The 11,560-nt window shown below is 72.6% G+C and carries 12 protein-coding genes; 6 read left to right on the forward strand and 6 right to left on the reverse strand.

Features of this window, described 5'->3' with window-relative positions; translation table 11 throughout:
* Positions 1-57 precede the first annotated feature (57 nt).
* Complete coding sequence (gene sodA, locus CBQ26_RS04685; protein ID WP_088247392.1) at positions 58-681, forward strand: superoxide dismutase [Mn]; 624 nt, start codon at positions 58-60, stop codon at positions 679-681.
* Positions 682-742: 61 nt separating this feature from the next.
* On the opposite strand, the gene CBQ26_RS04690 is transcribed toward sodA, so the two are convergent.
* The 3 genes from CBQ26_RS04690 to CBQ26_RS04700 all read right to left on the reverse strand — a co-directional run bounded on the left by CBQ26_RS04690 (position 743) and on the right by CBQ26_RS04700 (position 3,803).
* On the reverse strand, positions 743-2,233 hold the full coding sequence (locus CBQ26_RS04690) for a tripartite tricarboxylate transporter permease (protein WP_088247393.1): 1,491 nt from the start codon (positions 2,231-2,233) through the stop codon (positions 743-745).
* On the reverse strand, positions 2,233-2,760 hold the full coding sequence (locus tag CBQ26_RS04695) for a tripartite tricarboxylate transporter TctB family protein (RefSeq protein WP_088247394.1): 528 nt from the start codon (positions 2,758-2,760) through the stop codon (positions 2,233-2,235). Before CBQ26_RS04695 ends, CBQ26_RS04690 begins: the two co-directional genes overlap by 1 nt.
* A gap of 92 nt (positions 2,761-2,852) precedes the next feature.
* Positions 2,853-3,803: a Bug family tripartite tricarboxylate transporter substrate binding protein gene (locus CBQ26_RS04700; protein ID WP_088247395.1), complete on the reverse strand. Its 951-nt coding sequence runs from the start codon at positions 3,801-3,803 to the stop codon at positions 2,853-2,855.
* Between the two features lie 207 nt (positions 3,804-4,010).
* On the opposite strand from CBQ26_RS04700, the gene CBQ26_RS04705 reads away from it, so the two are divergent.
* The 3 genes from CBQ26_RS04705 (at position 4,011) to CBQ26_RS04715 (ending at position 7,351) form a co-directional block, all read left to right on the forward strand.
* Positions 4,011-5,621, forward strand: coding sequence for an ATP-binding protein (locus CBQ26_RS04705; RefSeq protein WP_088247396.1), 1,611 nt, complete (start codon positions 4,011-4,013; stop codon positions 5,619-5,621).
* Positions 5,618-6,316, forward strand: a complete 699-nt coding sequence (locus CBQ26_RS04710; protein ID WP_229844234.1) for a response regulator — start codon at positions 5,618-5,620, stop codon at positions 6,314-6,316. Before CBQ26_RS04705 ends, CBQ26_RS04710 begins: the two co-directional genes overlap by 4 nt.
* 81 nt (positions 6,317-6,397) lie before the next feature.
* The gene (locus tag CBQ26_RS04715; protein ID WP_229844233.1) at positions 6,398-7,351 is read left to right on the forward strand and encodes a lipase family protein; all 954 of its coding nucleotides are present in this window, start codon (positions 6,398-6,400) and stop codon (positions 7,349-7,351) included.
* 36 nt (positions 7,352-7,387) lie between these two features.
* Here CBQ26_RS04715 and CBQ26_RS04720 read toward each other — a convergent pair whose 3' ends face one another.
* The 3 genes from CBQ26_RS04720 to CBQ26_RS04730 all read right to left on the reverse strand — a co-directional run bounded on the left by CBQ26_RS04720 (position 7,388) and on the right by CBQ26_RS04730 (position 9,319).
* Entirely contained in the window at positions 7,388-7,807 is a 420-nt protein-coding gene (locus CBQ26_RS04720; protein ID WP_088247397.1) for an inorganic diphosphatase, read from the reverse strand.
* The gene (locus CBQ26_RS04725; RefSeq protein WP_088247398.1) at positions 7,804-8,181 is read right to left on the reverse strand and encodes a hypothetical protein; all 378 of its coding nucleotides are present in this window, start codon (positions 8,179-8,181) and stop codon (positions 7,804-7,806) included. Before CBQ26_RS04725 ends, CBQ26_RS04720 begins: the two co-directional genes overlap by 4 nt.
* A gap of 241 nt (positions 8,182-8,422) precedes the next feature.
* A complete protein-coding gene (locus CBQ26_RS04730; RefSeq protein WP_088247399.1) occupies positions 8,423-9,319 on the reverse strand; it encodes an alpha/beta hydrolase in 897 nt (298 codons plus the stop codon).
* Between the two features lie 164 nt (positions 9,320-9,483).
* Here CBQ26_RS04730 and CBQ26_RS04735 point away from each other — a divergent pair, with 164 nt between their 5' ends.
* Both CBQ26_RS04735 and sdaAB read left to right on the forward strand, forming a co-directional pair.
* Positions 9,484-10,758, forward strand: a complete 1,275-nt coding sequence (locus CBQ26_RS04735; RefSeq protein ID WP_088247400.1) for a lycopene cyclase family protein — start codon at positions 9,484-9,486, stop codon at positions 10,756-10,758.
* The gene (gene sdaAB, locus CBQ26_RS04740; RefSeq protein ID WP_088247401.1) at positions 10,755-11,420 is read left to right on the forward strand and encodes an L-serine ammonia-lyase, iron-sulfur-dependent subunit beta; all 666 of its coding nucleotides are present in this window, start codon (positions 10,755-10,757) and stop codon (positions 11,418-11,420) included. Before CBQ26_RS04735 ends, sdaAB begins: the two co-directional genes overlap by 4 nt.
* The last annotated feature ends 140 nt before the right edge of the window (positions 11,421-11,560 follow it).

Below are 11,560 nucleotides of genomic sequence, written 5' to 3' on the forward strand. Positions count from 1 at the left end.
GCCGGGAACGGCCCGCACCGTGCGGGACCGACCACCCGGCCTGTCAAGGAGCTCATCATGGCCTACGAACTTCCCCAGCTGCCCTACGCCTACGACGCCCTCGAACCGCACATCGACGCGCGCACCATGGAGATCCACCACACCAAGCACCACCAGGCGTACATCGACAACGCGAACAAGGCCCTCGAAGGCACCGAGTTCGCCGACCTGAGCGTCGAGGAACTGATCACCAAACTCGATCAGGTGCCCGCCGACAAGAAAGGCGCGCTGCGCAACAACGCCGGCGGCCACGCCAACCACAGCCTGTTCTGGACCGTCATGGGCCCCCAGGCCAGCGGGCAGCCGGGCGGTGAACTGGCCGACGCCATCACGGCCGCGTTCGGATCGTTCGACGCCTTCAAGGAGAAGTTCGAGGACGCGGCCAAGACCCGCTTCGGCAGCGGCTGGGCGTGGCTGGTCGTCAAGGACGGCGCGCTGGCCGTCGTGAGCACCGCCAACCAGGACAGCCCCCTGATGGGCGAGGCCGTCGCCGGCGTCAGCGGCACCCCCATCCTGGGCGTGGACGTGTGGGAACACGCCTACTACCTGAACTACCAGAACAAGCGCCCGGACTACCTGAAGGCCTTCTGGAGTGTCGTGAACTGGGACGAAGTCGCCCGCCGCTACGCCGCCGCGAAATAACCCATACCCGCTAGCAGACAGCGCCCCCGACCGTGATGGTCGGGGGCGCTGTCTGGCTTGATCAGCCCCGGCGGGACGCGCGGGCTTTCAGGACAGCCGGGACGACCAGGGCCGCCAGGACGGTCAGCAGGATGAACACCGTCAGGGGGCTCTGCACGAAGATGGCGGGGTTGCCGTTGCTCTGTTGCAGCGCCGTGCGGAACTGACTCTCGGCGACCGGCCCCAGGATCACGCCGATGATGGCGGGCGTGACGGGGAAGTCGAAGCGGCGCATCCCGTACCCGATCACGCCGAAGATGGCGAGCAGGATCAGGTCGAACACCGAGTTGTTCAGGGAGTACACGCCGACCGTGGAGAACACCAGGATCCCGGCGTACAGGAACGGGCGCGGAATCAGCAGCAGCCGCGCCCACACGGGGGCCAGCGGCAGGTTCAGGGCCAGCAGCATGACGTTCCCGATGTACAGACTGGCGATCAGTCCCCACACGAGGTCGGCGTTCGTGACGAACAGCAGCGGCCCCGGTTGCAGGCCGTACTGCTGGAACGCGGCGAGCAGGATGGCGGCAGTGGCGCTGGTGGGCAGGCCCAGCGTCAGCAGCGGCACGAGCACGCCCGCCGCGCTGGCGTTGTTCGCGGCTTCCGGCCCGGCGACGCCCTCGATGGCGCCCTTGCCGAATTCCTCGGGGTGCCGGCTGAGTTTCCTTTCCAGGGTGTAGGACAGGAACGTGGGAATCTCGGCGCCGCCGGCGGGCACCGCGCCGAACGGGAAGCCCAGGGCGGTGCCGCGCAGCCAGGGTTTCCAGGAGCGGCGCCAGTCGTCGCGGGTCATGCTGGCGTTGCCGTCCAGCTTGATCACACTGGCCTTGTCCTTGCGCAGGCGGCTGGCGACGTACAGCGTTTCGCCCACGGCGAACAGGCCGATCACGACGGTCACGAACTCGATGCCGTCGAGCAGTTCCGGGCGGCCCAGCGTGAAGCGCGCCTGTCCGCTCTGGAGGTCTGTGCCGATCAGGCCGATGGTCAGGCCGAAGAACAGGCTGATCAGGCCGCGCAGCGGGGACGAGCCGAAGGTGGCGCTGATGGTCACGAACGCCAGCATGATCAGCGCGAACTTGGCGCTGGGGGGGATCTGCACGGCCACCTCGGCGATGGCGGGCGCGGCGAAGGTCAGCAGCACCGTGCCGATGGTCCCGGCCACGAACGACCCGATGGCCGCCGTGGCGAGCGCGGCGGCGGCGCGGCCCCGGCGGGCCATCTTGTTGCCCTCGAGCGCCGTGATGATGCTGCTGCTCTCGCCGGGCGTGTTCAGCAGGATGCTGGTGGTGCTGCCGCCGAACATGCCGCCGTAGTAGATCCCGGCGAACATGATGAACGCACTGACGGGCGGCAGTTTGGCCGTGACGGGCAGCAGCAGCGCAACCGTCAGGGCCGGGCCGATGCCGGGCAGCACGCCCACCAGCGTGCCCAGCGTCACGCCGATCAGCGCCCACAGCAGGTTCATGGGCGTCAGGGCCGTCTCGAAGCCCGCCAGCAGGGAGGTGACGGCTTCCATCACAGCACCCCGTTCAGCAAGCCCGCCGGGAGGGTCAGGCCCAGGCCGCGCGTGAACACCACGTACGTGACGAGCGCCACGATCAGCGCTACGCCGGCCAGCAGCGGCGCGCGCCGCTCACCGAACGCGAAGCCCACCGTGAAGTACATGACGGCCGTGCCGATCACGAAGCCCAGCGGTTGCAGCAGCGCGGCGCCCAGCAGGAACCCGCCCAGGATCAGGGCCGGCTGGCGCAGGTCCGGCCGGGCGTCCGGGTCGGTGTCCTCCTCGGCGGCCGGTTCGGCCCGCCCGCCCCGCAGGACGTTCACGGTCAGCAGGGTCCCCAGCAGCAGCGTGCCGACCGACACGATCAGCGGAAACACGCGCGGCCCGACCACGGCGTTGATCCCGAACGGAATCTGCAGGGTCCCGATCAGCAGCAGCGCGCCCAGCAGCACGACGCCCAGCGCGACCAGCAGGTCCGGGACGCTCAGACCGGGCCGCGCGCCGGCACCTGGGGGGATGGGTGGAAGGGTGGGGTCAGACATTCAGGGCACCTCGAAAGCAGAAGGGGAGAACACGGGAAGCCGGGCGGGGCGAAGGAAACTCGCCGCCGCCCGGACTGCCGAAACTGTCGGGATTACTTGACGAGCCCGATGTCCTTGAGGATCTCGCGGGTGCGGACCGCTTCGAGTTTCAGGAACACGTCGAACTTGCTGCCGCTCATGTACAGGTCCGTCCAGTTGCGGGTCTTGAGGGTGTCCTTCCAGGCCTTGCTGGCGTGAAGTTTGTCCATGGCGGCCACCAGCGTGGCCTTCTGGCTGCCACTGATGCCGGGCGGGGCGACGATGCCGCGCCAGTTGGCGAGGTCCACGTTGAAGCCCTGCGATTTCATGGTGGGCACCGGAATGCCGGCCTGCGCCCTGGGCGCGCTGATGCCCAGGGCGCGGAGCTTCCCGGCCTTGATCTGCGCCTCGAACTCGCCGTACCCGGCGACGCCCGCCGCGACCTGGTTGCCCAGCACGGCCGCCAGCGTCTCGCCGCCGCCGCTGAACGGCACGTAGTTCATCTTCTTGGTGTCCACGCCGGCCGCCTTGGCGAACAGGCCGACCAGCATGTGGTCGGTGCCGCCGGCGCTGCCGCCCGCAAAGGCCAGGGCGTTGTTCGCCTTCCAGGCCGTGGCCAGGTCACCCAGCGTCTTGTAGGGGCTGCTGGCGGGCACCACGATGACCTCGTACTCGCCGGTCAGGCGGGCGATGGGCGTCACGCGGCTCAGGTCCACCTTCGAGGAGTTCGTCTGGATCGCGCCGACCATCACGAGGCCCATGGTCATCAGCAGGTTGCCGTCGCCCTTGCTGTTGTACAGCTGCGCCAGCCCGATGGTGCCGCCGGCGCCGGGCACGTTGAACACCTGCACGGGCTTGGCGATGCCCTCGTCCTGCATGACGGTCTGGATGGCGCGGCTGGTCTGGTCCCAGCCGCCGCCGGGACTGGCGGGCGCCATGACGCGCAGGTTCAGGTTCTGCGCGGCGGCAGGGGCGGCCGTACTCAGCAGGGCCGACAGGGCAAGGGCAGCAGTTTTCACGTTCATGGTGAACCTCCGGGGGTGGGCTGCCGCTCGGACGGGCAGCCGGTCTGGGTTGTCAGTACCCGGCCACCCTACTCCCGTGCCCGGCCCGCCGCAAGGGATTTATTGCGTGCAGCACGCCTGCTGGCGCGCACGCAACGCACAGGTGTGAACTCAATGAACGTAACGTGGCGCGCCGGTCGCCGCCGCCTAGAATCAGGGGCGATACCCATGACTGCGCTCTCCCGCCGCCCCGACCTGCAGGGCCGACTCGTGCGACTGCACCTGCTGGTGCTGTGCGGCATGACCACCCTGCTCGTCGCCGTGCAGACCGCGCACCTGTACGGCGAGGCCCGCGCGCGACTCGGGGAGCGCGCCCTGACCGCCAGCCGCATCGTGGCCCGCCTGCCGGTCGTCACGCAGGGCGCGGAGGCCGGCGTGCAGAACCCGGAACTGAACGCCCGCGTGAACGACCTGCGCCGCGAAGCGGGCGCGGACTTCGTGGTGGTAGGCAACCGCGCCGGGGTGCGGCTGGCCCACCCGCTGCCGGAACGGCTGGGCCTCCCGATGGAAGGTGGCGACAACGCCGCGCCCCTGGCCGGGCGGGAGGTCGTGAGCGTCGCGCGCGGCAGCCTGGGCCTGAGCGTGCGCGGCAAGGTCCCGGTCTGGCGGGACGGCCGGAACGGCGGGACGGTGGTGGGCGTCGTGAGCACCGGCTACCTGATGCCGCAGGTGTGGCAGCTGGTGGGCCGCGCGCTGGTCAGCCTGCTGCCCTGGTTCGTGCTGGCCCTGGCGCTCGGCACGGTGGGCGCCGTGTGGGCCGCGCGGCGGCTGCGGGCCGAGATCCTGAACCTGGAACCCGAACAGATCGCCGCGCTCGCCCGGCAGCAGCGGGCGGTGCTGGCCGCGCTGCGCGAGGGCGTGCTGGCCGTGGACCGCGCCGGGCAGGTCACGCTGACCAGCGCCCGCGCCGCCCGGCTGCTCGGGGACCGCGCCGCGCCCGCCGCCCTGACGGACCTGTGGCCGGAACTCGCGCGGGTCGCCGCGCCCGCCGCGCCGGCCCGCCACCAGAACCTCGAACTGACCCTGCGCGGCCAGCCGGTCCTCGTGAACCTCGAACCGCTCGACGGGGGCGGATTCGTGGCCGTGTTCCGCGACCGGGCCGAGGCGCTGGCGCTGGCCGAGGAACTCACGCACGCCCGCGGTTTCGTGGACGTCCTGCGCGCCCAGACGCACGAGTACCAGAACCGCCTGCACGTCCTGTCGGGCCTGCTGCAACTCGGGCGCGGCGACGAGGCCCTGCGCGTCCTGAACGCCGAGATTCACGCCGACGCGCAGTTCCGGCAGCTGCTGCGCGACGTGCAGGTGCCCCGCCTGGTCGCGCTGCTGGCTGGGAAACGCGAGCGGGCGCAGGAACTCGGCATCGACTTCAGCGTCACCGAGGGCAGCAGCCTCGGCCCGCAGTGGGAACGGCACGCCGACACGCTGGTCAGCGCCGTCGGGAACCTCACCCAGAACGCTTTCGAGGCGCTGGCCGGGCAGCCCGGTCAGGTCACGGTCCTGATCGGCGAGGACCCGGAAGGCATGCAGATCGAGGTCGAGGACAGCGGCCCCGGCGTGCCCGCCGACCTGAGCGGCGCGCTGTACACCCGCGGCGCGAGCAGCAAGGGCGAGGGCCGCGGCTACGGCCTGCACGGCGTCATGGGCCGCGTGCAGGCGCTCGGCGGGCAGCTGCGCCACACCCGCCGCGACGGCCGCACCGTCTTCCAGCTGAGCCTCCCGGCGCCCGCGCCGGCCGCCCTGCCCGTTCCCGGCGAGCCCGGCGTCCGGAGCGCCCCGTGACGCCCGCCCTGCCGGTCCGGGTGCTGCTGGTCGAGGACGACCTGCGCGTTGCCCGCGTGAACCGCGACCTGCTGGAACGCGACCCGGACGTGCATGTGGTCGGCAGCGCCGCCACCTGCGCGCAGGGGGACGCCCTGGCCCGCGCCCTGACCCCGGACCTGATTCTGCTGGACGTCCACCTGCCCGACGGCAGCGGCCTGGGCCTGCTGCGTCACTGGCGCGCCCACGGCCTGACCACCGACGTCGCCCTGATCACCGCCGCCGACGACGAGGCCAGCGTGCGCCTCGCGCTCGCGCACGGCGCGTTCGACTACCTGATCAAACCGTTCACCGGCGCGCGGCTTCAGGAACTGCTGGCCCGGCACCGCGCCCGCCGCCAGTCCGGCCCGGCCGACGCCCGCCTCGACCAGGGCCGCCTGGACCGGCTGCTGGGCGTCAGTGGCCTGCCGGCCGCCCTGCCGCGCGGCATCGACCCGCACACCCTGGACCGGGTCGCGCAGGCCCTCGCGGACGCCGCGCAGCCGATCAGCGCCGAGGAGATCGGCGAGCAGGTCCACCTGAGCCGCGTGACCGCGTGGCGCTACCTGGAACACCTCGTACGCAGCGGCCGCGCGCAGCTGGACCACCAGTACGGGCAGGCGGGCCGCCCCGCGAAACTGTACCGGGCGCAGCGACCCACCGACCCGACCCCCTGATTGGCCCACTGACCTGACCCAGCCACAGGACCCGGCGGCCGGAGCGGGCACACCGGGAACTGCTCTACACTGGGGGTTCGAATGCGCGTCCCGTTCCACCCCCTGCTGCCGACGAACCGTTCCCCCAGCCCGGCCCGGGCCGCCCCGCTGCTGGCGCTGCTGCTGCCCGCGCTGCTGGGCTGCGCGCCGCGCCTGTCCCCGCAGGCGACCCGCACGCCCCCGCTGGATCCGGGCGGCCCCGCGCCGGACGTGGTGGTGCTGGGCGTGTCGGGCCGCTGCGCGCCGTCGTGCGCCGCGCCCCGCGACAACTGGGATTACCTGGGGTCGCGCGGCACCCTGGACGCCCTGGCAGATGTGTTCACCTCGCGCGGTCTGAGCGTGCAGGCGCGCGGGTACGCCAGCCACCCGGCCTCCACGTTCACGCCCTCCGCCCTGAACATCCCGCAGCGCGGCTACGCGGCCCTGCAGGACGACCTGAACGCCCTGAAACCCTGGCTGAGCGCCCCCCGACCGCCCCGGCTGGTGCTGGTGGGCCACTCGCAGGGCGCGGTGTGGCTGCACCACCTGACCCGCGCCAACCCGTCCGTGAGCTTCGACGTGCAGGTGGACCTGGACAGCATCTGCCTGGGCTGGCACGGTGACTTCGCGGGCCTGCTGCGCGCGCAGCCCAGCGAGCCGTCCCCGCTGGAAGCCTGCGACGTGATCCGCGTGGCGGGCCGCTCCCTGAACATCAAGGACGTGGTCTGGCCGAACGTGAAACTGAACCTGGAGGTGCAGAGCAAACGCCTGCCCGCCCGCTCCGCGACGACCGGTTTCCCCGTGAACTACCTGTTCGAACTGACGCCGAACACCCGCCTGGACGGCACCCGCACCGGCCTGGAACGTTTCGTGTCGGCCCTCGAGGACCACAGCGCCGTGTCGTACCCGCGCAGCGACGCGATGGGCTGGGTCACGCGCCGCCTGCTGGACCTGACGCGCGACTGGGTGCCCGCGCCGCTCGCCCCGTCCCTGGGAGACACCCCGCCCCGCTCCTGACCGCCCAGCCTGCCGGACGCCCAACCTTCCGGCCGCTCAGCCTCCGGTCAGCGGGCCGGCCAGCCCGGCCAGCCACGCAGCCGCCTGCTGCGGCCCCAGCAGCCGCGCGCCGCGTTCCGGCGGGAACCAGTCCAGCAGCGCCTGCACGGCCGCCGGGTCCGGCGTGCCGTCCGGCCCGGCGAAGATGACCTTGTGATCCCCGTCCTCCAGGTGCAGCAGCCCGGCCGGCGGGAGGGTCAGCTGCGTGCCGACCGGGAGCGGCGCGCCCAGCCACACGGCGTCCACCTCGGCGTCGTCGGCGGGGTTCAGGGTGCCGGGCAGGCAGCCGTAATTGACGGGCGCGTTCCAGCGTTCGGTACGCAGCGGTTCCAGCGCCGCGCCGCGCCACACGAACCGCTCGCGGGTGCCGGCGGTCCACTCGACCACGCCCGACCAGTTGCCGTCTGCGGTGCTCACGGCGCCACCTCGTACAGTTCGACCTGCCGCAGGACCGCGCCGCCGAACGACAGCACGGCGCGGTAGGTGCCGCGCGCGGGCGCCTCCAGCGTGAAGGTCGCGGCGCGCTGCCGGTCGTCCAGGTACACGCTGTCGCTGCCCAGGTCGCGGCTCCCGTCGAACCAGCGGACCGTCAGGAACCCCGGCTCGAAACGGCCGTCCACCTGGGCGGTGACGCGCAGCGCGTCCCCCTGGCGGGTCAGGGTGGCGTTCGTGAGGCGCGCGGGCAGGTCCACGTTCACCTGCGCGGGAATCAGCGGCACGAACGCGTAACGGCAGCCGCCCAGCAGCGGCGCACACGCCAGGGCAACGAGGAGCAGGGCAGGGCGGACCATGCGCCCAATCTACCGCTCCGGCCGCATCGCCCTGCCTCCGCCTGCTCTGGCCTTATACGGACTGCCGTCTGTTTCGCCAACAATCCGGAACTTCACCGGATTGCCGGCTCCACGTCCGGAACCCGTTGCTCTCCTGCTCTGCGGAGCAGCTCTCCGAGTCGCATCCGCTCGGATTGAACGGGCCTTGCAGCCCATTCAATCGGAGTCCGTATTACTTCAGGCGGCGTTACTTCAGGCGGCGTTACTTCAGGCGGCGCTGCTCGATGAAGTTAAGGACCTGCGGGCGCGTGTCGCCCAGGAACGTCAGCGGGCGGGCCATCGCCGCGATGATCGTGATGTGCCCCACGCGCGGCAGCACCTTCAGTTCCACCGGCACGCCCGCTGCGCGCAGGGCGCGTTCCATGTTCACGCCGTTGTACGCCTCGACCGTGTCGTCGTTCTGCGCGACCAGCAGCAGGTGCGGGGGCGCGTCGGCGCGGACGTGGCGGTCCGGCATGACCTCGTCCGGCGTGGCCCCCTTCGGGAACGCGACCGCCGACTGGAACGACCGGAAATCGAAGGAGTACGGCCCGGCCACGCCGATCACGCCCCGGATGCTGCCGACCGGCACGTTCGCCTCGGCCAGCCAGCGGGCGTTCACGACCATCTCGACGGCGTTGAATCCCCCGGCCGAGTGGCCCATCACGAACAGGTTGTCGGGGTTCCCGCCGAAGGCCTTGGCCTCGGCCCGCAGTACCTTCAGTGCCTGCGCGGCGTCCTGCACGTACGACGGGTACACGTTCTGCGGCGCCAGACGGTAACTCATGACGCCCGTGACGTACCCGGCGCGGGCCAGGGACTCCCCGACGAACTTGTGGCCGTCCTTGTCGCCGCCCTGCCAGGAACCGCCGTGGATGAACAGCACGACCGGCGCGCCCGCCGCGTCCTGCGGCGCGTAGATGTCCATGACGTTGCGGGCGTCCGGGCCGTACGACACGTCGCGCTGCACCTTCAGGCCACCGGTGCTGGTCAGGTTGTTCAGGAAGCCCTGCGCGCCGTCGCGTGAGCAGGCGGCCAGGGACAGCCCCAGGGCCAGCGCCCCGGCTCCGAGGAGCAGGCGGCGGACGGCGGCGGGACGGCGGGAAGAGAGGCGGGTCATGCGGGCAGGCTAGAACGCCGCCCGCGCGGTCGGCTGCGTGCCGGTGCACACTCGGCCCTTAGAGGCCCTTGAGGATTGTCCGCCGCCATCTGGCCCGCTCTGCCGGGTGGGCGGGTGCGGGCGCACACTCCTGCCGGGCCGCGCCGCGCTAGCCTGCGGGCCAGATGACCGCCGACGCTTCCCTCCTGTCCGGGCCGCCCACGGACGCCCTGATCGTCGGGGCTGGTCCCGCCGGGCTGGCCCTGGCCGCCGAACTGAGCGCGCGCGGCCTGAGCGTCCGCGTGACCGACCCCCACCCGCACGCCCCGTTCCCCGCCACGTACGGCGCGTGGCACGACGACCTGCCCGGCTGGGCGCAGGCCTGCGCGGCGCACACCTGGGCGGACGTGCGCGTGCAGACCGGACCGCAGCCCACGCCGCTGCTGCGCCCGTACACCCTGCTGGACAACGCGGCCCTGCGCGCGGCGCTGCTGGGCCGGGCCGGGCCGGGGCTGACCCTCACGGCCGCACGGGTGAGCGGGGCCACACGCGCGGCCGGCGGCTGGACCGTGCAGGGCACCCAGGACGGGCAGCCCGCCCGCTGGGAGGCCCGCGTGGTCATCGACGCCAGCGGTCACCGGCCCGCGCTGCTGCGGCAACCGGACCGCCACCCGGACGGCGCGGCCCTCCAGACCGCGTACGGCATCGTGGCGACCTTCGACCGGCCGCCCAGCGCGCCCGGCGCGGCCGTGTGGATGGACTACCGCGCCCCGCACGCCCCGCACCCCGACCGGCACGGCGGCGCGACGTTCCTGTACGCCATGCACCTGGGCGGCGACCGCTACTTCGTGGAGGAAACCAGCCTGATCGCCCGGCCCGCCCCCACCCGCCAGGACCTGGAGGCCCGCCTGCACGCCCGCCTGCGCGCGCAGGGCACCCCGGCGCGCGAGGTGCTCAGCGACGAGTGGGTGTCGTTCCCGATGAACACCGCGCCCCCCGCCCCGGACGGCGTGCTGGCCTTCGGGGCGGCCGCCGGGCTGGTCCACCCGATCAGCGGCTTTCAGGTGGCGGGCGCGCTGCGGGACGCTCCGGCCGTGGCCGACGCCGTCGCCGGGGCGCTGCGCGTCGGGCATGACCCCGCGCAGGCCGGCTGGGACGCCCTGTGGTCCCCGGAACGCCGCGCCGCCCGCGCCGTGCACCTGCTGGGCGTGCAGGCCCTGCTGAACCTGCCGCCCCAGGCGCTGCCCGCCTTCTTCGAGGCGTTCTTCGCGCTGCCGCCCGCCCGCTGGCACGCCTTCCTGGACCCGCGCACCCCGCCCGGCCCGCTGGCGCGCACCATGTTGCGCCTGTTCGCGCACGCGCCCGCCCACGTGCGCCTCCCGCTGGCCCGCGCGGCCCTGCGGCACGCCGGGACCAGCCTGCACGCCCTGAACGCCGCCGCGCGTACACTGACCGCATGAGCCTCCTGGACATGATCGGGCCTGTCATGATCGGCCCCAGCAGCAGCCACACGGCCGGCGCGTGCCGCCTGGGACTGGTCGCGCACCACCTGCTGGGCGAGGCGCCGCGCGGCGCGGTCATCGACCTGCACGCCTCGTTCGCCAAGACCGGACGCGGGCACGGCACGCACCTCGCGCTGATCGCCGGACTCCTCGGCATGGCCCCCGACGACCAGCGCCTCCCGCACGCCTTTGCACAGGCGCAGGCGGCCGGCCTGACCTTCGAGTTCCGCGACGCCGACCTGGGCGACGTGCACCCGAACACCGCCCGCATCGCCGTGCGGGGCGACACGCACACCCTGACCGTGCAGGGCAGCAGCACGGGCGGCGGCGTGATTCAGGTCGCGCAGGTGCAGGGCCTCGGCGTGAACTTCAGCGCCGCCAGCCCCACCGCGCTGCTGCGTTACTCGGACGCGGTCGGCATGATCGCCCGCATCGCCAGCACCATCGCCGCCGACGGCGTGAACATCGCCACCCTGACCTGCACCCGCGAGACGCGCGGCGGGCAGGCGCTGCTGGCCATCGAACTCGATCAGGCCCTGAGCCCCGAGGCGTTGGCGTTCCTGAACCGCTGGCCCGACGTGAACTGGGTGCGGATGCTGCCCAAACTGATGGACGGCTAATACGGACTCCGATCGAATGGGCTGCAAAGCCCGCCGGGTCCGAGCGGATGCGACTCGTAGAGCTGCCCCGCAGAGTGGGAGCAACGCGGGTTCCGGACGTGGAGCCGGCAGGGGCGGTGAAGTCCCGGATTGTTGGCGAA

It is taken from the genome of Deinococcus indicus (assembly GCF_002198095.1).
Lineage (GTDB): Bacteria > Deinococcota > Deinococci > Deinococcales > Deinococcaceae > Deinococcus > Deinococcus caeni.

Excerpts from the sequence above, each read along its gene's own strand:
- sodA (WP_088247392.1), top strand. The coding sequence starts at position 58 with ATGGCCTACGAACTTCCCCAGCTGCCCTACGCCTACGACGCCCTCGAA.
- CBQ26_RS04690 (WP_088247393.1), bottom strand. The coding sequence starts at position 2,233 with ATGGAAGCCGTCACCTCCCTGCTGGCGGGCTTCGAGACGGCCCTGACG.
- CBQ26_RS04695 (WP_088247394.1), bottom strand. The coding sequence starts at position 2,760 with ATGTCTGACCCCACCCTTCCACCCATCCCCCCAGGTGCCGGCGCGCGG.
- CBQ26_RS04700 (WP_088247395.1), bottom strand. The coding sequence starts at position 3,803 with ATGAACGTGAAAACTGCTGCCCTTGCCCTGTCGGCCCTGCTGAGTACG.
- CBQ26_RS04705 (WP_088247396.1), top strand. The coding sequence starts at position 4,011 with ATGACTGCGCTCTCCCGCCGCCCCGACCTGCAGGGCCGACTCGTGCGA.
- CBQ26_RS04715 (WP_229844233.1), top strand. The coding sequence starts at position 6,398 with ATGCGCGTCCCGTTCCACCCCCTGCTGCCGACGAACCGTTCCCCCAGC.
- CBQ26_RS04725 (WP_088247398.1), bottom strand. The coding sequence starts at position 8,181 with ATGGTCCGCCCTGCCCTGCTCCTCGTTGCCCTGGCGTGTGCGCCGCTG.
- CBQ26_RS04730 (WP_088247399.1), bottom strand. The coding sequence starts at position 9,319 with ATGACCCGCCTCTCTTCCCGCCGTCCCGCCGCCGTCCGCCGCCTGCTC.
- CBQ26_RS04735 (WP_088247400.1), top strand. The coding sequence starts at position 9,484 with ATGACCGCCGACGCTTCCCTCCTGTCCGGGCCGCCCACGGACGCCCTG.
- sdaAB (WP_088247401.1), top strand. The coding sequence starts at position 10,755 with ATGAGCCTCCTGGACATGATCGGGCCTGTCATGATCGGCCCCAGCAGC.